General features: G+C 69.9%; 20 protein-coding genes. 5 read left to right on the plus strand and 15 right to left on the minus strand.

The genetic code is table 11. The features are described 5' to 3' along the window. Nucleotides 1-733: 733 nt before the first annotated feature. From ACFY3V_RS20465 to ACFY3V_RS20475, 3 genes are all read left to right on the plus strand, one after another. Nucleotides 734-3193, plus strand: a complete 2460-nt coding sequence (locus ACFY3V_RS20465) for a DNRLRE domain-containing protein (RefSeq protein ID WP_389775319.1) — start codon at nucleotides 734-736, stop codon at nucleotides 3191-3193. Nucleotides 3194-3351: 158 nt separating this feature from the next. Continuing rightward, on the plus strand, nucleotides 3352-3630 hold the full coding sequence (locus tag ACFY3V_RS20470) for a hypothetical protein (protein ID WP_362897166.1): 279 nt from the start codon (nucleotides 3352-3354) through the stop codon (nucleotides 3628-3630). A 95-nt stretch (nucleotides 3631-3725) separates the two neighbouring features. Further along, on the plus strand, nucleotides 3726-4250 hold the full coding sequence (locus ACFY3V_RS20475; RefSeq protein ID WP_362897167.1) for a hypothetical protein: 525 nt from the start codon (nucleotides 3726-3728) through the stop codon (nucleotides 4248-4250). A gap of 16 nt (nucleotides 4251-4266) precedes the next feature. Here ACFY3V_RS20475 and ACFY3V_RS20480 read toward each other — a convergent pair whose 3' ends face one another. From ACFY3V_RS20480 to ACFY3V_RS20550, 15 genes are all read right to left on the minus strand, one after another. Next, nucleotides 4267-4551, minus strand: a complete 285-nt coding sequence (locus tag ACFY3V_RS20480; protein ID WP_350948393.1) for a DUF1540 domain-containing protein — start codon at nucleotides 4549-4551, stop codon at nucleotides 4267-4269. A 368-nt stretch (nucleotides 4552-4919) separates the two neighbouring features. Then, entirely contained in the window at nucleotides 4920-5720 is an 801-nt protein-coding gene (locus ACFY3V_RS20485) for a TetR/AcrR family transcriptional regulator (RefSeq protein WP_362897169.1), read from the minus strand. A 12-nt stretch (nucleotides 5721-5732) separates the two neighbouring features. Then, a complete protein-coding gene (locus ACFY3V_RS20490; protein WP_389775325.1) occupies nucleotides 5733-7163 on the minus strand; it encodes an MmgE/PrpD family protein in 1431 nt (476 codons plus the stop codon). Beyond that, complete coding sequence (locus ACFY3V_RS20495) at nucleotides 7160-8200, minus strand: LLM class flavin-dependent oxidoreductase (RefSeq protein WP_362897171.1); 1041 nt, start codon at nucleotides 8198-8200, stop codon at nucleotides 7160-7162. Before ACFY3V_RS20495 ends, ACFY3V_RS20490 begins: the two co-directional genes overlap by 4 nt. Continuing rightward, nucleotides 8197-9060, minus strand: coding sequence for an alpha/beta fold hydrolase (locus ACFY3V_RS20500; protein ID WP_362897172.1), 864 nt, complete (start codon nucleotides 9058-9060; stop codon nucleotides 8197-8199). The genes ACFY3V_RS20495 and ACFY3V_RS20500 overlap by 4 nt, the downstream gene beginning before the upstream one ends. 76 nt (nucleotides 9061-9136) lie before the next feature. Next, the gene (gene amrB, locus ACFY3V_RS20505; protein WP_362897173.1) at nucleotides 9137-10078 is read right to left on the minus strand and encodes an AmmeMemoRadiSam system protein B; all 942 of its coding nucleotides are present in this window, start codon (nucleotides 10076-10078) and stop codon (nucleotides 9137-9139) included. Beyond that, entirely contained in the window at nucleotides 10075-11433 is a 1359-nt protein-coding gene (locus ACFY3V_RS20510) for a M20 family metallopeptidase (protein ID WP_389775330.1), read from the minus strand. Before ACFY3V_RS20510 ends, amrB begins: the two co-directional genes overlap by 4 nt. Before the next feature lie 79 nt (nucleotides 11434-11512). Beyond that, entirely contained in the window at nucleotides 11513-14935 is a 3423-nt protein-coding gene (locus ACFY3V_RS20515; RefSeq protein WP_389775333.1) for a molybdopterin cofactor-binding domain-containing protein, read from the minus strand. After that, nucleotides 14932-15462: a (2Fe-2S)-binding protein gene (locus ACFY3V_RS20520; RefSeq protein WP_362897177.1), complete on the minus strand. Its 531-nt coding sequence runs from the start codon at nucleotides 15460-15462 to the stop codon at nucleotides 14932-14934. Before ACFY3V_RS20520 ends, ACFY3V_RS20515 begins: the two co-directional genes overlap by 4 nt. A gap of 63 nt (nucleotides 15463-15525) precedes the next feature. Further along, nucleotides 15526-16500 (minus strand): substrate-binding domain-containing protein, encoded by a 975-nt coding sequence (locus ACFY3V_RS20525; RefSeq protein WP_362897178.1) that lies wholly within the window; start codon nucleotides 16498-16500, stop codon nucleotides 15526-15528. A 110-nt stretch (nucleotides 16501-16610) separates the two neighbouring features. Further along, nucleotides 16611-17660: an ABC transporter permease gene (locus ACFY3V_RS20530; RefSeq protein ID WP_362897179.1), complete on the minus strand. Its 1050-nt coding sequence runs from the start codon at nucleotides 17658-17660 to the stop codon at nucleotides 16611-16613. Next, nucleotides 17657-19177: a sugar ABC transporter ATP-binding protein gene (locus tag ACFY3V_RS20535; RefSeq protein WP_362897180.1), complete on the minus strand. Its 1521-nt coding sequence runs from the start codon at nucleotides 19175-19177 to the stop codon at nucleotides 17657-17659. The genes ACFY3V_RS20530 and ACFY3V_RS20535 overlap by 4 nt, the downstream gene beginning before the upstream one ends. 43 nt (nucleotides 19178-19220) lie before the next feature. Further along, nucleotides 19221-19352: a hypothetical protein gene (locus tag ACFY3V_RS20540; protein WP_362897181.1), complete on the minus strand. Its 132-nt coding sequence runs from the start codon at nucleotides 19350-19352 to the stop codon at nucleotides 19221-19223. Further along, nucleotides 19353-20327 (minus strand): alpha/beta hydrolase, encoded by a 975-nt coding sequence (locus tag ACFY3V_RS20545; protein ID WP_362897182.1) that lies wholly within the window; start codon nucleotides 20325-20327, stop codon nucleotides 19353-19355. Nucleotides 20328-20556: 229 nt separating this feature from the next. Further along, a complete protein-coding gene (locus ACFY3V_RS20550; RefSeq protein ID WP_389775341.1) occupies nucleotides 20557-21513 on the minus strand; it encodes a PDR/VanB family oxidoreductase in 957 nt (318 codons plus the stop codon). 191 nt (nucleotides 21514-21704) lie between these two features. Between ACFY3V_RS20550 and ACFY3V_RS20555 the strand changes: the two genes are divergently transcribed. Both ACFY3V_RS20555 and ACFY3V_RS20560 read left to right on the plus strand, forming a co-directional pair. Beyond that, a complete protein-coding gene (locus ACFY3V_RS20555; RefSeq protein WP_362897184.1) occupies nucleotides 21705-22877 on the plus strand; it encodes a Rieske 2Fe-2S domain-containing protein in 1173 nt (390 codons plus the stop codon). A 74-nt stretch (nucleotides 22878-22951) separates the two neighbouring features. Then, on the plus strand, nucleotides 22952-23647 hold the full coding sequence (locus ACFY3V_RS20560; protein ID WP_362897185.1) for a TetR/AcrR family transcriptional regulator C-terminal domain-containing protein: 696 nt from the start codon (nucleotides 22952-22954) through the stop codon (nucleotides 23645-23647). The last annotated feature ends 56 nt before the right edge of the window (nucleotides 23648-23703 follow it).

The following is a 23703-nucleotide window of genomic DNA, read 5'->3' on the forward strand; positions in this document are numbered from 1 at the left end:
CCGTCATCAAGCCCGCGCCCGATGGTTCCACCGCCGTGCCCGACTGGCCACCGAATACACCCAGCTCAACTAACGAATGGCGGCTGCCGTACTAGTGGGCCGTCACACAACCTTGCCGGGAAAACCAGGTCTGGAGAGGCCGGTCATCCGATGGCGATACCCGGTCAACGTTCGGAGACGGGCCACTAGAAAGAACCAGTCGCCGAAGAGATACGCCGGAAGGTGACAGAAAAGGGCACGCTTCTTTGGCCGACATCTGTAACGGCGAAGTAGAACACCTCGTTGCGGTACGGGATTCGGTTCGAACATCGATGAGCAAAGCGGGCAAATAGGCAGGATTCTCGTAGCTTTCGTCAAATTTCGGCCACCCTGCACATGCGATGAATGTGCACAAGAAGCCAAAAGCCCTCACTTAGCGTATTGACATAGATCAATTGACTCAAAGTTGAGCGATTGTTAGATTTCATGCGCCAGATGATCTTTTTCATAGATCGGAGCTTTTGTGCAAAATTCCTCCACCCCTCCATCGGTCTTTCATGGCCGGAACCGTTTCTTGAAAGGAGTCGCCGCCGGGCTGCTGATCACACCCCTCCTCGTAGCCACCGTCACTCCAGCAGCCTCAGCCGACCCCGCCCCCATCACGTCCCCCCAAGCCGGCTCACCGAAAGCACCCGTTGAACTGCTGGGCGCGGCGACAGAGACCGCCCGGTACTGGAAACACCCCGACGGCCACGTGACCACGGAGATCTGGTCAAGGCCCGTTCGCGTCAAGCAGCGTGGCGATTGGGCGTGGATCGACCCCACCCTGGTCGAGCAGAACGGCGTCGTGAAGCCCAAGGTCATCAAGGGAGAGTTGTCCCTGTCGGCGAAACCCGGCACCAGCCCGGTCACCACGTTCGCCCCAACCCCTGAGCAGTCTCTGACCCTGTCGTGGCCCACCGAACTGGCAAAGCCCACCCTGAGCGGCAGCCGAGCCGTTTACACCGACGCGGCCGGGCCCGGCGCCGACCTGGTGGTCACCGCACTGCCCACCGGCTTCCGGTACGACGTGGTCCTGCGAGACCGCCCGGCCAAGGCTCCCGAGCTCAAGATCCCGGTGCAGGGCAACGGGCTCAGCCTGCGTGAAGCGGCCGATGGTCGACTACGCATGATCAACAAGGACGGCTTGCACGTCGCTGTCGCCCCCAGGCCCACCCTGCACGACAAGGCAACGCCGAAGGACCGCGACGACGTCCACGGCGCCGTGGACGTCAAAATAAGCACCGACAACGGGCAGCAGACCCTGCTCATCAAACCTGACGCTGACTTCCTGACCGATCCGGACACCACTTATCCGGTGACCATCCAGTCTGCGTTCAGCGTCACCCCCACCGCCGACGCAGACGTCTGGAGCGTCCTCCCTGACTCTCCAAACGGCGATGGCAGCACCCTAGGAGCAGGCACACACTCGGACGGCAGTAAGGCCCGCGCCTACCTGAAGTTTGACATGTCGTCCCTGGTTGGGCAGCAGATCAGCAACGTGACCCTGTCCCTGCTCAACATCGACGGCCCCAGCTGTGGCACCACGGTGGGCGACGGGATCCAGGTACGCCGAGTCACCAGCGCATGGAGCCCCTCTACCGTCACCTGGTCCATGCAGCCGACCAACACCACCGAAAACGCCGTCACCAACACCAGCAGCATCCGCTCGGGATCTTGTAATCCCGCTCCGATGAACTGGGATATCACCGCCATGGCTCGCCAATGGGCTGGCGACGTCGGGAACTACGGCCTGGTCCTCATGTCCCCAACCGAGCGCGCAAGCAACAACTACCGAGTCTTCCCCGCGTCCGAAGACACCGACTTCAACAACCCTCCCAAGATCACCGCGATATTCGACCCCATCGGCGGACCAACCGTCCTGTACCCGGCCGGCCCGGACGGCGTGGAGGTCATCCAGACCCCCGCGAACTGGCGCAGCGACGCCCTGCAGATGGCTGAACCTCTCGCGCATGCGCTGAGCGGAGCGCATGATCGCGTTGAAGCCAATTCCGGCGCACTCGCCACCCCGTACGCCGACATGGTAACCGGCCAGGTCATCGTGCCCGCAGCCACCACCGACGGCCGAGCCATCGGCTCCGCCGCTCTCACCGGTACTGCCTACCTCGACCTCAGGGGTACGGACTGGACCGTCCCCGGCACATACGAGGGGGATGACACCAACGAGGACAGCGAAGTCCCAGTGGGCGAGGCCGAGGACTACACCTTCGCCCCGCAAGTCCCTGATGTCACCAGGAGTTCGGCCCAACTGTCGACGATCGTAAGCGAAATATTGGAGGCGGATACCAGCCAGGTGCCCGGCGCAGACCGCATCGTGTCCGCCAGTGTCTGGCCTGAGCACAACCAGGTTCTCCTCACCGCCAACACTGTATCGACCGAGATGCGACTGGCTCTCGCCCAACGTTATGGCACCAACACCGTCGTGATCCGGCTCGATCCCAACGCTGTCCACGCACAACGTCAAGACAGTCGGCTAAACGACAACGACGGGTACATCAATGGCGCGGGAGCGTATCTCACCGATCAGAGCAGACCCTGCACCATGGGCTTCGCATGGTCGCTTCCCGCTGGCAAGCGGCTGATAACCGCCGGGCACTGCCTGGACAATTACACTGCGGGCATATTTTCCTATGGGCGCCGTGTACTGGGCACACATCTCTATGGCGAGGGTACCGTGCCCATACCGGGCCAGAGCGCGCTTCTCGGCGACAGCGCACTCATAGAGGTAACGAAGCCAGGCATCCAGCCGACAGCCTCCATCTTCGTCGGAAGTGTCAACTCCACGAGCAAGCGTTCCGTCAAGGGCAGTTTCCATCGCCGCTCCGGGCTGGGCGACCTGTACTGTGTCGGAGGCATGAAGACCGGACAAACTTGCAACTGGAAGGTTACCGACCCCAACACCGGCATTCGTGTCAACGACGGCAGGATCGAGAATGTTGTAAAGGGTACGCATCCTTCAGCCTGCACTGACAGCGGCGACTCTGGAGGGGCTGTCTACATCATCGACCGGACCAGCGGCTATGTGGTAGCGAAGGGAATCCACTCCTCAGCCAACACGCCTCTCATCGGTGACTGCGACGAGTTCTTCACTGACATCAACTCCGTCCGCCAGGCGTATGGTGGCGATGTGATGAAGCGTAAACTGCCGTCGTAAGAGCAACAGAGAGACCTGACCCATAAACCATGCCTCTTCCGCGATTCCGTACCTTCTCCAGGGCACTTGTCATCGCCTCCGCGATACCGATCTTGGCGGCATGCACACCCAAATGGGAGCAGGTTCACCTCGCATCCTTGTCCACGGACGAGCGAACCTTGACCGTCAACCTGACCTTCCGCCCACCTGACGCGGAAGGCGAATTCTGCCAGCAGGTGAAGGACACGGAAGTATCCGAGACTCCGTCCCAAGTGATCCTCGGTATTCAAGTGGATGACAACTGCGGGTCATGGCCCTGGGAGAATGGATACCACCCGGACATTGGATACCGGTACCCCGTGGAGCTGAAGCTGAGAGCTCCGCTGGCTGGACGGGCTGTGATCGACAAAGAAACCCGTCAACGGGTCGACATCATTCCTTCGGAGGATAAGCCTTGACCAGCCAGCTCCCCTTCTAGCGGTCGTCGCAACACCCAAGCTCGGGGAGCGCGATGGACTCCGAGATCCGCGAAATCCGGTCACCTCAAGGGCGCATGAAGCTGACCCGTGAGCGGGAGGAATACTTCCGGCTCACGGGTCAAGGTTTCAGCAGCCAAGAGGCATGCCGGATCGTCGGGATCAACTATCGCACCGGCAAGCGGTGGCGAAACGGCTGGGCGCCGAACAAGGCCAACAAGGAGGGGGGCGCCACCAGCCGCCGGACCCTGGAACCTGATGGCACACCGCCGGTGTCCGGACTACTGGGGGAAGCTCACGGGCCATGGTCTCGGACGACCGCCTTCCTGCTCAGGAAGGCGCTGGAGTCGTGCATGCACGACTTCTGGCACCGCGCCCAACCCGGGGTGGAGCGGTGCCGCATGCGGACCCAGGTGCTCTGCCTGACGCGGTACGTCGATGAGAGCATCGCCCGGCGTGTCTCCGGAGCGTGGGCCGCGCTCAGCGCCGCCTGCCATTACCACGGCTACGAGCTCAACCCGACGGCCGGTGAACTGCGCGCCCTCCACGACGAGGTGCGTCTCATCGCCGAACGGCTCGGCCCGGCCCTGCCGTCGTTCTGATCCGGGCCGCCCGGTGTCAGGCGGGCGCGTAGGTGAGGCAGTCGATGTCCTGCTGCGCGTAGCCGACGACGATGCCCGACGCCTGGCACTCGTACTGGATGTTGTGCTGGCAGTCGGCCATCTTGCAGGCGCCGACGCGGCCGGTGTGGGTCGGGTCGCCCCCCTTCGAAGGGACCTTGAAGAAGGTCTCGCACTCGGCGTGGCTGCTGTTGCCGACCGTGATGGCGAGGGCGTGGCAGCTGTGCGCGGTGTTGTACGCGCACGCCTCGACCTGGCACTCGTTGACCGCGGGCATTTCCATGGTTGAAGCCTCCTGAGGCTCGGGCCGGCCCCGGGCTCGGCGAGCCGTCGCCGGGGCCTGTCGCCCGGTGGTCTGCTGGGTCGCCGCGCGGCGGTACGGTGCGTCCGACCGGCGGCGGGCCGCCAGGTCCTCGTCACGATCTTCTGTGCTCATGAGTCGGACATGACGCGGTCCCCGTTCCCGTACGCGGGATCGGGGACTATCCGGTTTAGTACCGCGCCCGGGTCGCCTTCACGCCCATCCCGCTCCCAAGGCTTCCCCAAGGGCGCTCGCGCGCATGCCCGTGCCGACCCGCGCCACCCGGACATGTCTCGGGTACGCGGACGCCCAACGGGGGCCGGGGCAGGCGGTCAGGCGGTCAGCTGCGGTTACCGTTTCTGCCGGTCGGCCGCCACGGAGCCGTCGTCGCCCGCCTCAGGTGCGGAGGCGCCGCCGTTGTGCGCGGCCAGTATGCCGCCGAGCATGAACTCCAGCCCGACCTGGAACTGCGAGTTGTGCGGCAGGTCGACGAGCAGCCCGGACAGCTCCACCATGTGGGGGAACTCGTCCGCCGGCAGCGAGGCGTAGAAGTGGCCGCGCTGGCGTCTGAGTTCGCGGGCGTCCTCGCCGCTCCCGCCCCAGGGGCGTGGCAGCTGGTAGGAGGCGAAGCCGATGGTGTAGGTCATGAGCGCCCCGTAGACCCGCACCGACAGGTCGGCCGACAGCCCGGTGGCGCGCAGGCGTTCGAGCACGCGCTCGAACGCTCCGCTCAGCGAGGTCCGGCTGGTCGTCGCGCGGGTCGACAGCAGGTGGATCACGCTCGGGTGGGAGCGCATCATCCCGAGCAGTGCGTCGGCCAGGTCGCGTATAACGGTCTCGGGGTCGCGGCCGACCTCCTCGGGCAGGCTGAGGTTGCCCAGGACGAGGTCGGCCATGCCGTCCAGGATCTCGTCCTTGTTCTTGAAGTGCCGGTACAGCGCCATCGTGCTGAAGCCCAGCTTGGCGGCGAGCCTGCGCATGGTGAGGGCGTGCAGGCCCTCGTGGTCGCCGATCTCGATGGCGGCGCGCAGGATGTGGTCGGCGGTGAGCGCCCGCTCGCTCTTACGGACGCCTCCCTCGGACGCCTCCTCCCCGTTGCGCGTCCCCGCACCGGTGTCGCGTGCCGTCAAACCGTCTTCCAAGGCTCTCACTCTCAGATCGTTTCACAGTCCCGCGGGCAGCAGACGCAGTCGCGCCACGTCCGTCGCCCGCTCCAGTGCCAGGCAGTCGGCGATGTGCCGCGCGGCTCCCTCACGCCCTCGCAGCAGCCGCTCCGCCTTGGCCGTCAGCTGGTCGCGCGTCATCGGCAGCGCCGGGTCACCCGGCGGATCCAGCACCACCCGCCGGTACGACCCGCCGGTGGACGTCGTCACCGTGACCTCGGCGCCCCAGTGACGCGGATAGGCGGCTCCCACGACCTCTCCCGCCTCGATCGCGACGTGAAGTCCCGCTCCGGAGTCGTCCACCGTATCGGAGATCACAGGTGCGGTCTCTCCCGTTCCGGACACGGCACCAGCACTCCTGAATATGGCGATATTTCGGATATCTCCGCTCAAGGCGGCGGCCACCACGAACGGGGCGCTCGCCGCCGCGGCGGCCGGGTCGGCGGGGCGCGGGTCGACGGTGACGAACCGGAGCGCGGCGGGGGGCAGCCCGATCCTGACCCCGGTCACCGTCTCGGGACGCAGCCCCTCGGCGACGAGGTCCTCCAGCGCGCTCACCGCGGCGTGCAGCGGTCGGGCGCAGGGATAGGCCTTCAGCGAGCACCCCAGCAGATGCGGCGTCCGTGAACCCGCCTCGGCCGGTCGCCTGCGCAGCGTGGCGGCGACGGCGCCCTCCAGCAGGCGAGGATCGACCTCCATGCCCGCCGCGGCGAACCGTACCGCGTCCAGGCCCGTACAGGCCGACCTGCCGAGGGCGACGTAGTGCGCGTCGCCCAGACGCTCCGGCGGCAGCAGACCGGCCATGCCGCCCGCCGCCAGGCCGATCGCGGCGAGCGTACGCTCTCTCGACAGCCGGTACAGCCGGGCGAGCGCGACGGCGGTGCCGACGGGACCGAACAGCGCGCCGGGCCACCACCGGTCGGCGTACAGGGCCGGGCCGCCGAACCTCGTGCCGACCTCGGCCACCGCCTCGTACCCGGCGATCACGGCGCGGAGCAGTTCGTCACCGCCGCGGCGCAGGGCCGTCGCGACGAGCACGGCCGGGGGGATCACCACGGCCGCGGGCAGGGTCGCCGAGGCGGTGTGGATGGCGTCGAACTCGTCCACGTGCGCCCGGGTGACCCCCGCCAGCACCGCCTCACGCAGGGTCGCCTCGCAGGAGACCGTCTCACGGAGCCCCCGGGCCTCGGCACCGCCGGCCGGGCGATCCGCCTCCCCCTCCTCGCGTCCCTCCCGTTCCCACCGGAGACCGCCCGCCGCGCGGAGCCGCCGCGCGGTGGGGTGGTCGGCTCCGGCGACGACGCAGGCCGTGGTGTCGAGCACGTGCTCGGCCGCCCGGCCGAGCAGCGTCGCGTCCGCGTCCACGGCGACGGCCTCCGCCCGGTCGAGTATCGCCTCGGCCAGCGGCACCTCCCGCGTCCCGTCGTTCACGCGCGGCTTCCGGATGCGGCGAGCACGTCGCCCAGGGCGTCCATCAGCTCGTACGGCAGCGAGTAGGAGCCGACGTGCTGCACCAGCAGGCCGGTGACGCCGAGCTCGCCGAGCTCGGCGAGCCGGGCGCCGATCTCGCCGGTCGTGCCGAACAGGCAGAACGCCTGCGCGAACCGCACGGCCGCCTCGTCGCTGACCCAGCGGCCCGCCACCTCCACGGCCAGGTCCCAGTCCTCGGCGTGGATCAGGTCCGGGTAGACCTCCCCCTCGTCGAACCGCTCGGGCACGTCCACCTCGATCCCGGCGAGCGCGAGCGAGGTACGGCCTCCGTAGCGGGCGATGGTCGCGCACACGGGCTTGAGGATCCGGGCGTCCCGCTCGACGTCGTCGGTGACATGGCAGTAGGCGGAGGCGGTGACCTGGATGTCCGCCGGGTCGCGGCCCGCCAAGCGTGCCCCCTCCCAGACCCGGTCGAGGCTGTCGGCCAGGTTGGCCGGGGCGATCCCGCTGAGCAGGATCACCCCGTCCGCGGCCTCACCCGCGTACCGCAGGTTCTTCGGGCCGCTGGCGGCCAGATGGATGGGCACGGCGGGGCCCGGATCGCGCAGGCGTGAGCGCGCGGAGCCGTAGTCCCACTCCTCGCCGCGCAGCAACGCGCGGACCTGCGCCAGGTGTTCGGTCAGCTCGGCCCTGGTGCTGGAGCGCAGGCCGACCGGTCCCACCGAGCTGTTGCCCACGCCCACGCCCAGGTGGAAGCGGCCGGGGGCCAGTTCGGCGATGCTGCGGGCGGCCGAGGCCACCACCGCGGGGTGCCGGGTGACCAGGTTGGTGACCGCGCTGCCGAGGCCGACGCGCTCGGTGCGAAGGGCCACCGCCGTGAGCGCGGTGAAGACGTCGCGCCACAGCAGCTGGGAGTCGGGCAGCCACACGTTGTCGAACCCGAGCCGCTCGGCGTGGGCGGCCGCGTCGGCGATCCGGTCGACCCGGTCGCAGGGCGGAAGCCGGATGCCCAGGCGCGGCACCGTACCGGCGCTCACGCGTTCTCCCCGAGGAAGGCCAGGTTGAGTTCGTTGAACCGCTCCGAGTGCTCGTGCTGGGGCCAGTGGCCGCACTCACCGAAGATCTCCAGCCGGGAGCCGGGGATGCTCGCGTTCATGCGATGCGCCTCGGGGATGTCACCGAACGGGTTCTGCGCACCCCACACGATCAGGGTCGGGGCGGTGATGCGCGCCATCTGCTCGGGACTGAGCAGGTCCTCGCGGCGGTTGTCCATCTCCTGCAGGCACAGCAGGTTGTCGACCCGCTTGACGAAGTCGGGGCGGTGGTAGATGTCATGCCTGACCTGGACGAGCTCCTCGGAGACGTCCTTGGCCGGGTTGTGCATCAGCAGGTGGAGCCGCTTGCGGGTCAGGTCGATGTCGTCGGTCTCCACGGCCAGGCGGGTGCTGGTCTTGATCCGTGCCATCACCTCGGGGTTGGCCACCGTACCGCCGGGGGCGACCAGGGTGAGCCTGCCGACCCGCTCGGGGTGGTCGGCGGCGAGGCGCCCCGCCACCCAGCCGCCCAGCGACTCCCCCACGAAGTGGGCCCGCTCGGCGCCGATGGCGTCCAGGTAGGCGAGCACGTGCTCCACGTAGCGGGGGATGCGGTAGGGCTCGTCGATGCCGTCGGTGTAGCCGTGGCCGACCATGTCGATGGCGTGGCAGGCGTAACCACCGGCCACGTGTGCCGGGAGGTTGCGGATGAACGCTTCCAGGTGGCCGCTGGTGCCGTGCAGGAAAACCACGGGCTCGCCCGTACCTGCCTGGAGCGCCCGGGTCCTGAGACCTCCGGCGTCCACGTATCGAAGGGTGTGCTCCACACCGGTCAGATCGGTCCAGATACTCATCTGCTTCATGCCTTTCTTCGGAACACGGTTCTGGTGTGCCGGTACGACGTGCTCGGACGTCGTCCGGGCCGGGACAGGAGGGAGGTCAGGCTTCGGGGAGCGGATCGAGCACCGCGACCGCCATACCGGTGATCCAGGTGTCGATCGGCTCGTAGGCGAGGACGCGCCCCTTGGCGGCCCCGACGGCCCTGGACATCGCCACCCAGCTGCGGATCTCCTGTGCCCCGTTCCCCGCCTCCTCCTCGATCTCCGCGCTGTCCTTGGCGACGATCTCCGACAGGTCGCCCGCCATGAGGAGTTCGAGGAAGCGGCGGTCGAACTCGGGGTTGATGTCCGCCTCTGCGGCTCTGATGATCTGCCTGCGCCGCACCTCGTAGTCCTTCCAGGAGTCGCGGCCGTTCAGCCACGCCTCGACGAGGAAGCGGTCGTCGTCCGACATCGCCGAGAACCACTTGGGCCACGGCAGGCGGTGCGAGAGCCCGCCGGAGGCGACCACGAGGACCCGCTTGTCCTGTCCGTCGGACTCGATCGCCCGGCGCAGCACGGCGCCGAAGGCGTCGCAGCGCGCGAGCGAGGGCAGCGGCGGGGCGAACATGTTCATGACGACCGGCACCATGGGCACGTCGAGGTCGGGCAGCAGGTACTGCAGGGCGTGGGTGATGCCGTGGTCGACCTGAAGCCGCAGTGAGAACGCGGCGTCGAAGTCCGCGGCCGACAGCGACCACATCAGCTTCCTGGCGAGGTCGGTGTCGACGGGGAGCGGGCCGCCGGGGGTGCCGGACTCGCCGCTGCCGACGCACTCGGCGACCCCCACGGTGAAGGCCGGCATCAGGTCGAGGAAGAAGCCCCGGAAGTGGTTCGACCCGATGACCACCACCGCGTCGGGCCTGGCCGCCTCGACGAGCTCGCGCGCCTCGTTCAGGCCGGCCCGGAAACGGCGGGCGTCGTCGCGGTGGGCGACCTCGTCCCAGTTGGTGTTCATGAGCGTGCTGTGTGAGGCGCCGACGCCCAGGACGATGCGACTCATGCGGTGATACCCACTTCTTCTCGGGTGCGCGTGCAGGTGTTGACGACGGTGCGGATCACGTGGCGGGTCAGCCTGCGCATCTCGCGCAGGTCGGCCACGTTCATTCCCGAGGGGAAGTCCACCGGCAGCGGTCCCTCGGGCCCGACCCTGGTCATGCCGATGCGCGCGGTCGGCAGTCCCCGGCCCCGCAGGATGTTGGCGTCGGTGGCCCCGCTGTTGGCCAGGATCGGCTCGTGCGGCCGGCCCTCCTCCGCCTCCCACGCCTCCACCGCCGAGCGGACGATCCAGTCGTCGGCGGGTGTCGCGGTACCGGGGATGGACAGGACCATGTCCCACTCCACCTCCAGCTCGGGAAAGGCGGCTCTGATCCGCTCCACGGCCGCGCCGAACTCGCGCCTGACGCTCGCGGGCGTGCTGCGAGGGCTGGTACGGAGGTCGACCATGAACCGGCACAGGGCGGGCGCCACGGCCGGCATCCGCATCCAGCCGCCCTCGATGGCGCCGATGTTGCCCTGCGGCGCGACCGTGTCATGCGTGTGGCGGGCCGTGTACTCGGCGAACCACGACTCCAGCTCGGCGGCGACGACGCCGGCCCCGAGGATCGCGTTGCGGTAGTCGATGCGGTGACGGCTGCCGACGTAGGCGTAGCTGCCGCGCACCCGCACCTCGAACCAGCACAGGCCGACCTCCTCCCAGGCCACGGCCCAGCCGGGCTTGGCCAGCAGCGCGAAGTCGGCCCAGACGCCCTGTTCGAGCATGAAGGAGCAGCCGTTGCCCTGACCCGCGTTGTAGCGGCGGGCGTGGGGGGCGGTGCGCTTGTTGGTGGGCATGCCCCCCGCTCCGAGCCCGACGATCACGTCACCGCGCAGCGGCACGCCCGCCCGCCTCAGCGCCTCGGCCGCGGCGACGAGGCAGGCACCGTGCCCCTTGGGGTTGCTGGCGCCCAGACCGATGACGTACGGGCCCTGCCGCACAGCCTCGGGACGCAGGTCGTGGCGGAGGGTGTCACCCACCCACGGGACGTCCTCGGACTCCTCGCCCACGGTCAGCGTGTCGATGGGAGCGTAGAGCAGCAGGTCCGGCCCGCTGCCGTCGCCGCGCAGCCGTCCCACGGCGTTTCCCTGCGTGTCGTCGACGGGCTGGTAGGCGGCCTCCAGGCCGGAGCCGGCCATCGTCGTGGTGAGCCACCGGGCCAGTTCGGCCTCCTCGCCGGTCGGGCTGGCGATGTCGGTCATGCCCATGACGATCTCGGCGAGCCTGTCGGTGTCGAGGACGGCCTCGGCGGCCCTCACCCACTCCAGCCGCCGCTCGTCGAGGGCGGTGTCGGGCAGGGGCCCGCCTCGCGGATCACTCACGATCATCGAATCTCCCTGGGTGAGGTCAACGGCCTCGCCCTCTCTCGGGCGGGATGTCCCGCCGCGTCTGAACCGGTCGTCATCGGGGGGTGTCCAGCAGCCGCTCGGCCGCCTTCTCGGCGAGCCCGGCTGCGGCGTCGAGCTTCCAGCCGTTGTTCGGGAGCGGGTGCGCGTGGCGGGTGAGCCGGTCGTCCACGATCTCGCGCAGGCGCACCGCGGCATCGGCTCCCGCCTCCGTGCCGTCCAGCGCGCGCTCGACGTCGCGCGGACGCCACGGGGTGGGGGCGAGCGCGCCGAACACGACCCGGGTGTCCCGCCAGCGGGTGATCGGCTCCCCGGGCACGGCCCTGGTGGAGATCGCGACCGAGGCGACCGCGAAGTCCCCCTCCCACAGGGAGAGCTTCTCGAACACGCAGGCGCGTCCGGCCTCCTCGGGGACGGTGACCGAGACCAGGAGCTCGCCCTCCTTCAGGCTCGTCTCCCCCGGCCCCGTGTACAGCTTCGCCAGCGGCACCGTCCGGGTGCTGCGGCCGTCGGCGATCTCGGCCACGGCGTCGAGCGCGATCAGCACCGTCGCCAGGTCGGACGGGGTGACCGCCTGGCAGCGGTGCCCGTCCACGGCGGCGTGCTGGAAGCGGTGGTCGCCGAGGATCGCGTAGCACGGGCTGCTCGCGCCGTTGCGCTTGTAGCAGGGGAAGTCGTTGCGGAAGAACCAGCAGCGCTTGGCCTGCAGCAGGTTTCCCGCGACGGTCGCCGCGGCGCGGAGCTGGGGGGAGGCGATGGTCTCGATCGCCTCTTTCAGCGCGGGCAGCCGCTCTCCCAGCTTCTCGGCCACCTCCGCGAGGGTGACGGCGCCGCCGATGACGACGCCGCCCGGCGTGCCGGTGATGCCGCGCATGGCGGGGATCCTGGCCGTCGACACCAGCACGGCGGGGGCGATCAGCCGCTGGCGGCGGCTCGGCAGCACGTCGCTGCCGCCGCCGTACGCGAGGGCGCCCTCGCTCAGCGCGGCGCACGCCTCGGCCACCGACTCGGGCCTGCGCACCTCGCCGATCTCCGGGGCCGGGCCCACCTTGTCGTCGAGCCTGCCGTAGGGCCCGAACCTGGTGCCCCAGCGGTCCAGCAGGGTGTGGACGCCCCTGGGGTACAGCGCCCGCAGCAACGCGATCCACCAGCGGCCCGGCCGCCGCCACAGCCAGTGGTCACGCCGGCGGCCCTCCTTGGCGGCGAGTGCCGTCAGGATCTTGTCCGGGGTGATCGGCAGTTCCCTGACGCGGACGCCGACCGCGTCGTAGACCGCGTTGGCGATGGCCGCGCCGGGCGGGATGATCGGGATCTCGCCGACGCTCTTGGCGCCGTAGGGGCCCGCGTCGTCGTGGCCCTCGACGATGACGGGCCTGATCGGCGGGACGTCGGCCGCCCGGGGCAGCGCGTAGTTGACGAAGGCGGGGTTGGCCACCCTGCCGTCCGTCCGGACGACCTCCTCGCCCAGTGCCCCGCCGATGCCGTGCACCGCGCCGCCGATGATCTGGCCTTCGACCATGGTCGGGTTGATCGCCCGCCCGACGTCGTGGGCGGCGACGTAGTCGACGACGGTCACCTTTCCCGTCCGCCGGTCGACCTCGACCTCGGCGCCGTGCGCCGCGAAGGAGTAGGTGGGAGACAGGTTCGCCCGGTCCTCACCTGGGGCGATCATCTCCGTGCCGTCCACCCGGTAGTGGCTCTGACGGGTCAGGACGTCACCGTCGAGCCGTACCAGGTCGGCGATCGTGACCTCCTCGCCGCCCGCGTGCGCGGAGCCGTCGCGCAGCTCGACCTCATCGGGGGCGCGTCCCAGCTTCTCCGCGGCCAGCTCACGCAGCCGTTCGGCGACGGCCGCGGCCGCCTCGCCGGTCGCCATCCCGGACATGTGGGTGGCGCGCGAGGACCACGCGCCGAGGTCGAGCGGGGTCAGCTCGCCGTCCATGGACAGCACGTCCACCCGATCCAGCGGCAGGCCGAGCTCCTGCGCGGTGATCTGCGCCAGGATCGTGTTCTGGCCGGTACCGGCATCCGAACCGCCGAACCGTACCCGGGCGCGCCCGTTCTCGAAGACGTCGACGGCGGCCTCGCTCAGGTTGGCGAACTCGTAGGCGTAGGCGCCCGAGCCGTGAGCCGCGCACGAGACGCCGAGTCCGCGCCCCGGTGTCCTGCGCGCGCGTTTGGCGTCCCAGTCGAGCTCGGCGCGGACCGCGTCCAGGCACTCCACCAGCGCGCTCGTGGTGAGCCGGTATCCGCACAGCGTCTCGGTGTACGGCTCGACCGCGTTGAGCCTGCGGATGTCGATGGGATCCATGCCGAGCTTCTCGGCGATCTCGTCGATCTGGCTCTCCATGGCCAGGGCCACCTGCGGCGTGCCGTACCCGCGGTACTGGCCGCCGGGCTGGGTCGCGGTGTCCACCAGCCGCGCGTCGAAGCGGACGCCCTCCACCCGGTAGACGGAGCCGAGCGTGATCACCCCGACGCGCATCACCGAGGAGCCCATGTGCGAGTACGCGCCGTTGTCGACGTTGACCTCGGTCTCGAAGGCGCGCAGCCTTCCCTCGGCGTCGGCGTAGGTGCGCAGCCGCGTCTCGAAGCGGTGCCGCGGCTTGTTGGCTGCGAACTCCTCCTCGCGGGTCAGTGCCAGCAGCACCGGCCGTCCGCTCTTGCGGGCCAGGGCGGCGGCCAGCACCTCGTGTTCGGAGGCCTTGGACTTCGAGCCGAAGCTGCCGCCGGTGGCCACCTCGCGGCAGATCACCTGCTCACGCTCCAGGCCGAGCAGGTGGGCGACCTCCTTGACGACGAAGTACGGCGCGTGGGTGGAGGTCCACAGTTCCATGACCTCGCGTTCGGAGTCCCAGCGGGCGAGCGTGGTGTTGGGTTCCATGCAGGCGTGCACGACGCTCGGGTAGACGAAGTCTCCTTCGGTCATGACCGTCGCCGCGGCGATGCCCGCCGCCGGATCTCCCCAGGTGCTGTTCCACCGGGTGGCCACGTTCGGCTCGACCGGTCGCTCGTGCAGGGTGCGGGCACCCGGCCGCAGCGCCTCGGCCACGGTGAGCGGCGCGCGCAGCGGTCGCAGCCGCAGACGGATCGCCGCGACCGCCCGGCGTGCCTGGTCCGGGGTGTCGGCCGCCACCGCGGCGATCTCCTGCCCGACGAACCTGACCACCCCGTCCGCCAGCGGAGGCCGGTCGGACATGTGGCCGCCGCGGTGTATGTAGGTGATGCCCGGCGCGAAGTCGGCGGCGGTGACGACGGCCCGCACGCCGGGCATCCCGAGCGCGTCGGTGACGTCGAGGCCGGTGACCCGCGCGTACGGCACGGGCGAGCGCAGAACCGCGGCGTGCAGGTGCGCGGGTTCTTTCAGGTCGGCGGTGTAGCGGGTCCTGCCGAGCGTCCGCTCCTGCCAGTCCAGCGGCCGGGCGCGGCGGCCGACCTGGGTGTCCTCGGGGCCGGCGGGGCCGTGGGGGCCACTCATGCCCGCTCCTGTTCCACGGCGTCTTCCGCGACGTCTTTTACGGCGCCTTCCACGGTTTCTTTTACGGCGGCGCGACGCCGGGCCGTCTCGCACACGGCCTCGACGATCGCGGTGTAGCCGGTGCACCTGCAGATGTTGCCCGACAGCTCTCGGCGGACGTGTCGCGCCGCCCGCTCGGGTGCGGCGGGCAGGCCGCCCCTGAGCAGGGCCGTGGCGTGCACGACGTGGCCGGGGGTGCAGAAGCCGCACTGGAAGGCGCCCCGGTCGGCGAAGGCCGCGCGCAGGTCGGCGCTCTCCTCCGCGAGCCCCTCGGCGGTGGTCACCTCCTCGTCCACGAGAGCGGCCAGGGTGACGCACGACAGGCGCGGCCGGCCGCCCACCAGCACCGTGCACGTACCGCACTCACCCCGCTCGCAGGCGAGCTTGACCGAGGTCAGCCCGAACTGGTCGCGGAGAAGCGAGGCCAGTGTCGTCCCCGGCGCCGTACGCACGGTCCGGGCCGCGCCGTTGACTGTGAAGCTGTCCATCGAAACTCCTTTCGCGCCTTTCGTGGGGTCTTCGTGAGGAGGCCGCGCCGTCATGGGCCGCCGCTACTCCAGGTCGGCCTCGGTGAGCTGGTCGGCGTTGGTCTTGTCGAACGGCAGGGTCTCGATGGTCACCATGTCGGGGACCTCCTTGCCGTCGAGCTTGTCGACCATGCTCTGCAGGGACTTGGCCCCCCACTTCTGCGGCTGCAGGCCGATCTCGAACCCGAGCTGTCCCTTGCGGACCATCTCCAGCGTGGACGGGATGCCGTCGAAGCCGGTCACGGTGACCTTGCCGGTCAGTCCCGCCTCGTTGACGGCCTGGATCACACCGCCGACGAAGTCGTCGAGGTTGGCGTACACGACGGCGGCGTCGGGCACGGCCGACAGGGAGGCCTTCGTCGCCTCCAGCCCCTTCTCCGTGGTCATCTCGTTCAGGTTGACCTCGTGCGCGACGCTCATGTCCGGGCAGGCGGCCGATCCGACGACCTCCTTGTACGCCTTGGTCATCTCCTGCACGTACGGCGCGGCCGAGGGGCCCTTGATCATGATGATCTTGCCCTTGCCGACGTTCTTGCACGTCCACTCGGCGATCTCGGTGCCGGACTTGCCCCAGTCGTTGCCGATGAAGGCCGCCCGGCTGGAGGGGTCCGCGACGTCGCGGGCGACGGTCATCACCGGGATGCTCGCGGCCTTGGCGTCGGCGAGGGGCGTCACGACCGCCTTGGCGTCGATCGCCGAGACGAGGATGCCGTCGACACCCTTGGCGATCAGGTCGTTGATGTCGTTCGCCTGCTTGAGCGGGTCGCCGTTCGCGTCGGTGAAGATCACCTTGACGCCGAGCTTCTCGGCCTCGGCCTCGATGCCCTTCTGGATTCCGGCGTACAGGGCGATGCGGGGAGCGGCGAAGCTGACGCCGATGGTCCTGGCGTCGGCCTTGGTCGCCCCTTCGGTGGCCGGGTCGGACGCCGAGGCGGAACAGGCGGTGGCGAGGCCCGCGCAGAGCGCGAGGGCCACAACGGGTGTCTTCCGGAATTTCATGGTCCCCTCCAGGGGGTTCGGTCGGCCGGCGAGGTCTCAGCCGTGAGGATCGGCCGGCGTGGTACGGGGGTGAGGAGGGCGGGACGTCTGGTCAGAGGGTGGGCGAAGGATCAGACGGCGGCGGGGGTGCCCCTCGCCGCGTCGGGCTTTCCTGCGGAGGGCGGCTCGGCCGGGCGTGACCTCCTGACCGGTGAGAGGCGGCGCAGCAGCTCCGCCGACATGGCGAGGATGAAGACGAGCCCGACGGCGACCGCCTGCCAGGCGTCACCGACTCCGAGCAGGTTGAGCCCGTTCTGGATGACCGAGATGACGAGCACGCCGAGCAGCGTGCGCCACATCGAGGCCTTTCCGCCGTGCAGTGCGCTGCCCCCCAGCACCACCGCGGCGACCGAGAAGAGCTCCAGTTCGCCACCGACGGTCGGCTGGGCCGACTGCAGGCGGGCGGTGATGGCCGCACCTGCGACGGCCGCGAACACCCCGGCGATGACGAAGGTCATCACGGTGGTGCGGTCGACCCGCAGCCCGGCCAGCCTGGCCGCCTCACGGTTACCGCCGGTCGACAGCACCCGCAGGCCGAAAGGGCTCACGCTGAGCAGGAACAGGGAGATCGCGAAACAGGCCACCATCAGCCAGACGATCCAGGGGACGCCCAGCGGACGGCCGACGCCGAAGCCCGCGATCGAGGGGGGCAGACCGCCGACGGACTCCGAGTTCGAGGCGATCAGCGTCACGCCGGTGGCCACCACCGAGGTGCCCAGCGTGATCATGAACGGATGGACCCTGAGCCAGATCACCAGGAGACCGTTGAGCAGGCCGAACAGCACCCCGGTGACGGCCGCGGCGAGCAGCCCCAGCAGGATGTTCTGGGTCGCGGCCATCACCAGCGCGGCCACCACCCCGTGCAGCGCCACCTGCGCGCCGATGGACAGGTCGAAACCGCCTCCAGCGATCACGAACGTCTGGCCGAACGAGACGATCGCGAGGATCGCCATCGCGGTCAGGACGTTGAGGATGTTCCCCTTGCTGAGAAAGGAGCTCGTGGACATCGTCAGTACGACGACGAGAGCCACGAGCAGCAGCGGGATGAACGCGTCCTCCAGCGCCGGGCGGGGACGGCCGCGTCGCGCGGCCCGCGTGGCGGATACCGGGTTCCCGGTCACGATTCACGACCTTCCGAGTTTGTGCCCAGACACGCCGCCATCAGGTCGGCGTGGGGGGCGTTTCCCGCCAGTTCCGCGACCAGCCGGCCGCGCCGGAACGCCACGAACCGATCGGTGATGGAACGGAACTCGTCGCTCTCCAGAGCCACGACGACGACGCAGCCGCGCTCGTCCGCGAAGCGGCGGAGCTGGTGCATCACGTTCTGCTTGGCACCGATGTCGATGCCGTGGGTCGGCTCCTCGACGATGAGCACCCGTGCCCCCGCCGCCAGCCAGCGGGCGATGAGGACCTTCTGCTGGTTGCCGCCCGACATCAGGCCCGCCTGGAAGGCCGGGTCGGCCGGGCGGACGTCCAGGTCCTCGATGAGCCGCTCGGCCGTGCGGCGGATCTTCCGCCGGTCGAGCATCCCGAACCGGCTGAACCTGCGGATGTCTCCGAGCGCGATGTTGCGCTCCACGCTCAGCATCGGCTGGATGCCGTCCCGTTTGCGCTCCTCGGGGACGAAGCCGACCGCGGCGGCCACCGCCTGCCTGCGGTTGTGCGGGCGCAGGAGCCTGCCGGCGATCCGCACGCCGCCGCTGTCCGGCCGCGTCGCGCCGGAGAGCATCCGCGCGTACCGCCCGGCACCGGAGCCGAGCAGGCCGGTCAGCGTCACGACCTCGCGATGGCGCAGCGTGATCGCGGCCGGGGCGATGTCCGCACCGCCCAGCTCGGCCTCGACCAGCGGGTCGCCCGCCTCGTGGGGAGCGCGGTCGGGGGCGTTGGCGAGCTGCTGTCCCGCGACCAGCTCGGCGAGAAGGTGCGGGGTGGCCTCACCCCCGGCGAGCCGGGCGACGATCCGGCCGTCGCGCAGGGCCGTGATCCGGTCGCAGCTTTCGAGGACCTCGTCCAGGTTGTGACTGACGAACAGGATGGCGAGGCCGTCGGCGGCCAGGCCGCGGATCAGCGTGGTGATCCTTCGGGCCTGCCTGGCCTCCAGGGCCGCGGTGGGTTCGTCCAGGATGAGCAGCCTGGGCTCCGAGCGCAGCGCGCGGGCCACCTGCAGCAGCTTCTTCTCGGCCAGGTCGAGGGTGCCCGCGAGACGGCCGGGATCGATCGTGAGGCCGAGGGACTCCAGCAGACGCGCCGCCTCGGCGCGGTCGGCGCGACGGTCCCGCAGGCTCAGTCCCGCCGCTCCCCTCAGGTTGGGGCGGGAGATCACCACGTTGTCGGCCACCGACAGATCGGGAAAGAGCTGCGTCTCCTGGTGGATGACGGTGATGCCCGCCCGCTCGGCCTGGGCGGGCAGGGTGAAGGAGACGGGGTCGCCCGCGACGGCCAGCGTTCCCTCGTCGGGCGTGATCGCACCGCACAACACCTTGATCAGGGTCGACTTGCCCGCCCCGTTGGAACCGATCAGGCCGTGGACCTCACCGGCGGCCAGGCCGAGATCGACCTCGCTCAGCGCGGTGAACGCGCCGAACCTCTTGGTGATCCCGATCGCGCGCACCGCCGGGGTGGTGGAGGGGGAGGTCACCGCCCACCTCCCACGTCCGTGAGGGCTGGCTGGATCGGCGGGATCATCGCCCGCGCTCCGTGTACAGGGCCGTACCGGTCGCCCGGATCAGCCAGGCTCTCAGGGCACGGCGCACCCGCGGGATTCCCAGTACCGCGGTGAGCAGCATCACGGTGATCAGGACAGGGCGTCGCATTCAGTTACCTCCAGGAATCGGCACGGCGGGTGCGGGGGGCAGCACGGGGGGCACGGTCGAAGAGCGCGGGTGAGACTCACGGTCGGGAAGGGAGGTCAGGAACGCCGCGGCCCGCTCCGCGTACTCGGCGGGGCGCTCCTCCTGCGGGTGGTGCGCGGTCCCGGGTACGACCTCCAGCCGGGCGTCGGCGAGCAGCCCCAGAAGGTGTCGCGCGTAGTCCAGACCGGCGAAGGCGTCGTGTTCCCCCCACAGCAGCAGGACGGGCGAGGTCACCCGTGCCAGGTCGGGGCCCAGGTCCTCGGCGGCACCGCGGGCCTCGGTCGCGGTGCCGAGGGCGAGCGCGCCGGGATCGACGCTGTTGCGGTAGCGCTCCGCCACCGTCTCCTCCGGCACCCCGGATGGATCGGTCCACTCGTAGCGGGCGATGAGCTCGCGCATCTTCGCGCGGGTCGGGCCCACACCGCCGTAGTAGTCCTCGCGCAGGCGGGGGCCTCGCGCGTCTCCCGCCCCGGGAGCGGGCCGGGCCGTCGGCCGGCTGCCGGTGACGACGAGACGGCCGACCGACTCGGGATGGTCGGCGGCCAGGCGCAGGGCCACTCCGCCGCCGAGCGACTGGCACACGAAGTCGGCGCGCGTCACGCCGAGCGTGTCGAGCAGCCCGCGCACGTGGGCGGCGTGGAAACCGAACAGGGGAGCCGTGATCGGTGGTTTGTCCGAGTCGCCGTACTGCGGAAGGTCGACGAGGATCAACCTGCGACCGGGGGTGAGCGCGTCCACGACCGGGGCGAAGTCGGTCCACGCCGAACAGCCGGGTCCGCCTCCGTGCAGGAACACCGTCGGCGTGCCGGTCCCGGCCGAGCGCACGTGCAGACCGAGCCCACCGACCGAGTACCGCCGACGCTCCCACACCGTCGCGGGGGCGTCGGAGGGCGGTGGCTGCGGCTCGGCGGCCGGCGCTGAATCTTCTTCGGACATCACAGAACTCCGTAGCGAGTGGACTCGAACCGGCTCGTTGACCCGGAGGAGGGACACCGGGCCGGGACCGTACGGTTCCGGACCAGGCATCTGCCGACAGAATCACAGGCAAGCAGTTTGCGTACTATGTACACTACTTTGCACTCCGGTCAATGACATTCTTCTTTTTGGTCATGTCCGAAACGCAATGTTTACCTGGCGGGGGCGCCGGAGACCCAGCACGAAGTGATCAGAGATCGAGCACGAGACGGCCGGAGAACGCGCGCGAGACGCAGGGCATCATCGTGGTGCCCGAGGCCCGCTCCTGGGCGGTGAGCAGCGAGTCGCGATGGTCGGGCTCACCCTCGACGACCTTGGTCTCGCAGCTGCCGCAGATGCCCTCACGGCAGGCACTCGCCACCCAGACGCCCGCCGCCTCCAGCGCGTCGATGATGGGCTGATCCCGCGGCACCGTCACCACGACGCCCGACTGCCGGCACTCCACCTCGAACTCCCGCTCCGCACCGGCGTCGGTCTCCGCGCGTGGCGCGGCGGCGAAGCGCTCGACGTGCAGGCTGCCCTCCGGCCAGGCCGCGCACGCCTCCTCGACCGCCGCCAGCAGCCCTTCGGGGCCGCAGCAGTACACGGCGGTGGCCGCGTCCGGCGTCCCGAGCAGCGCCTTGAGGTCCATCCGGCCCAGCTCGTCCTCGGGAAGCAGCGTGACGGCGTCCCCGTAGGCGGCCAGCTCCGCCCGGAACGCCATCGACGCGCGCCGCCGCCCTCCGTAGGCGAGCCGCCACGGAACACCGGCGGCCTCGACGGCGGCGATCATGGGAAGCAGGGGGGTGATGCCGATCCCCCCGGCGACGAACAGGTACCGCTCGGCGGTCACCAGCGGGAAGCGGTTGCGGGGGCCGCGTACCGTGACCAGATCACCGGGCCGCAGCCTCTCGTGCACGTGGGCGGACCCGCCCCGGCTGTCCGGGTCGCGCAGCACCGCGATCCGGTACCTCAGGGAGTCTTCCGGCGTTCCGCAGAGCGAGTAGTGCCGCGGCAGGCCGCCGAGCTCCAGCTCCAGGTGGGCGCCCTGCTCCCACCCCGGCAGCGGGCCGCCGCCCGGGTCTTCGAGGATCACCGAGAGCACCCCCTCGGACTCCAGGGTCATCGTCCGCACCAGCAGGTCCATCGTGGTCCCGCCCTCGTCCATCGACCGTCTCCCATCGTGTCCCCAGCGGCGTGCTTGCGTGCTCGTACTATGTACGGTGCTAAGCACGAGGTCAAGGAGAAGCGGGTATTGACAATGGTCAGCGCTTCGTACAATGTACGAGACATTGTCCACATGAGCCGTCACCGTCAGGCGGGGACATCGTCAGCCGACACCTGAGCACGGAGGCCAGATTGACCACGCGCAGCAACCCGGCGGAATCCACCGGCGCCAGGCCGGAGCGGCAGCCCCCGGGCCAGGACTGGTCGTCCTGGCCGATCTACGAGAGCGCCTCCCTCGGGTTCCGCGACCACTGGTACCCGGTCCTGTGGGAGGAACAGATCGGCCGCAAGCCGGTCCCCGTCACGCTCCTGGGCGAGCGGGTCGTGCTCGTCCGGCAGGACGGCAAAATCCACGCCCTGCACGACCGCTGTCCGCACCGCGGCGTTCCGCTCTCGCTCGGCCGCCGGCAGTTTCCCGGCACGATCAGCTGCCCGTACCACGGCTGGACCTACGACCTCTCCGACGGCAAGCTCTGCGGGGTCCTCACCGACGGCCCCGAGTCCCCCATCCGCGGGCGCGTCTCGGTGCGCACCTACCCCGTCGAGCAGCGCTTCGGCCTCGTCTGGGTCTACATCGGCGACGGCGAGCCGCATCCCCTCGACGACGACCTGCCCGAGGAACTGCGCGACAACTCCTTCGTCCTCGGTGGCCGCACCGAGGTGCGCAAGGGCAACTGGCGCTTCGCCGCCGAGAACGGCTTCGACGAGGGGCACGCGAAATACCTGCACAACACCGCGCTGTGGCGACTGTTCAAGGTGATGCCCGCCTGGAACAAGACCAAGGTCGTCAACCGCGACAAGTGGATCGTCCGGGTGCAGGAGGAGGTGCACTGGGAGGCCGAGATGCCCGGCCTCGGCCTGTGGACCAACAAGCGCTGGTGGAAGCGGATGCCGCTGCCCGACGCCCCCGGCAAGGCGAAGGACGTCAACCCGGTCATCGCGTCACTGGACCTGCCGGGCTTCGTCTCGATCAGGTTGCCCGGCATCCTGCGCGTGGCCTACCCGAACTTCATCCACTACGAGTGGTACGTGCCCGTCGACGAGGACCACGTGCGGTACGTGCAGCTCATGGTGCGCTTCGAGACCGGCCTGAAGGCGCAGGCGTTCAAGCTCAAGTATCTGGCCGCGGTCCGCTGGCTGTTCCACGGCCAGTTCACCGCCCAGGACGCCTGGATGGTCGACGTGATGGACGCCCCCCCGGAGAAGCTCTACCGGCCTGACCTGTCGATCACCGCCTGGCGCCGCCTGGTCGAGCGGAGTTCCCCGAAGGTCCAGCCGACGGAGGCCCTGGACAACAAACGGTGATCCCGGTGATTCTCGATCGGGTATGTCGTGCGCGGTAATGTGCCGCGTACCGAGGCAACGACGGAGGGACACCGATGATCGCACGAGGGGGTACGCGCGGCCGGGAGGCCGGCCGCGCGCTGACCCGTCAGCAGATCGTCGACGCCGCGGTCCGTATCGGTGACATCGAAAGCCTCGACACGCTGACCATACGACGGCTCGCCACCGAGCTCGGCGTCGGCACCATGACGTTGTACAGCTATTTCCGCAGCAAGGACGAGATCCTCGACGCGATGGCGGACGACGTCCTCGGCCGTATCCGGCTCCCGCAGGTCGATCCGGGCGACCCCGAGGCCCTGCTGGTCGCCTGCGGCATGGCCTTCCGCGACATGATGCGGACCCATCCGTGCGTGGTGCGCCTGCTGTCGACACGGGTCAACACGAGCCACGCCTCACTCGCGGGGTCGATGGAGGGAGTGCTCGCCCTGCTGCGCGCGGCGGGGCTGTCCGACCGGCTCACCGTCCAGGCGTACGGGTTGCTCATCACCTACGCGCTCGGCTTCTCCAGCTACCAGGCTCCCCGGGTGTGGGGGCACTCGGGCGGGGAGGACGCCGAGGAGCTACGCCGCCGGCGCCGTCACTTCTACGCCGGCCTGCCCGCCGACCGGTTTCCCACCGTGGTCGACCTGTCGGAAGAGCTGACGACGCTGCCGTCGGACGACCAGTTCGCCCGCGGCCTGCGACTCCTGGCCCACTCCCTCGTCGCCGAGATGTCCACCGCCTCGCCCTGAGGAACCCCTCGGCGGCCTCAGGAGAACGAGGCCGGTCCTCCCGAACCTGTCCGGCC

The organism is Streptosporangium sp. NPDC000095 (assembly GCF_042899335.1).
In the GTDB taxonomy this organism is placed as follows: domain Bacteria; phylum Actinomycetota; class Actinomycetes; order Streptosporangiales; family Streptosporangiaceae; genus Streptosporangium.

Bases quoted from the DNA above. Each gene is read 5' to 3' on its own strand.
- ACFY3V_RS20475 (WP_362897167.1), top strand. From the start codon at position 3,726: ATGAAGCTGACCCGTGAGCGGGAGGAATACTTCCGGCTCACGGGTCAA.
- ACFY3V_RS20480 (WP_350948393.1), bottom strand. From the start codon at position 4,551: ATGGAAATGCCCGCGGTCAACGAGTGCCAGGTCGAGGCGTGCGCGTAC.
- ACFY3V_RS20500 (WP_362897172.1), bottom strand. From the start codon at position 9,060: ATGAAGCAGATGAGTATCTGGACCGATCTGACCGGTGTGGAGCACACC.
- amrB (WP_362897173.1), bottom strand. From the start codon at position 10,078: ATGAGTCGCATCGTCCTGGGCGTCGGCGCCTCACACAGCACGCTCATG.
- ACFY3V_RS20515 (WP_389775333.1), bottom strand. From the start codon at position 14,935: ATGAGTGGCCCCCACGGCCCCGCCGGCCCCGAGGACACCCAGGTCGGC.
- ACFY3V_RS20520 (WP_362897177.1), bottom strand. From the start codon at position 15,462: ATGGACAGCTTCACAGTCAACGGCGCGGCCCGGACCGTGCGTACGGCG.
- ACFY3V_RS20525 (WP_362897178.1), bottom strand. From the start codon at position 16,500: ATGAAATTCCGGAAGACACCCGTTGTGGCCCTCGCGCTCTGCGCGGGC.
- ACFY3V_RS20540 (WP_362897181.1), bottom strand. From the start codon at position 19,352: ATGCGACGCCCTGTCCTGATCACCGTGATGCTGCTCACCGCGGTACTG.
- ACFY3V_RS20545 (WP_362897182.1), bottom strand. From the start codon at position 20,327: ATGTCCGAAGAAGATTCAGCGCCGGCCGCCGAGCCGCAGCCACCGCCC.
- ACFY3V_RS20550 (WP_389775341.1), bottom strand. From the start codon at position 21,513: ATGGACGAGGGCGGGACCACGATGGACCTGCTGGTGCGGACGATGACC.
- ACFY3V_RS20560 (WP_362897185.1), top strand. From the start codon at position 22,952: ATGATCGCACGAGGGGGTACGCGCGGCCGGGAGGCCGGCCGCGCGCTG.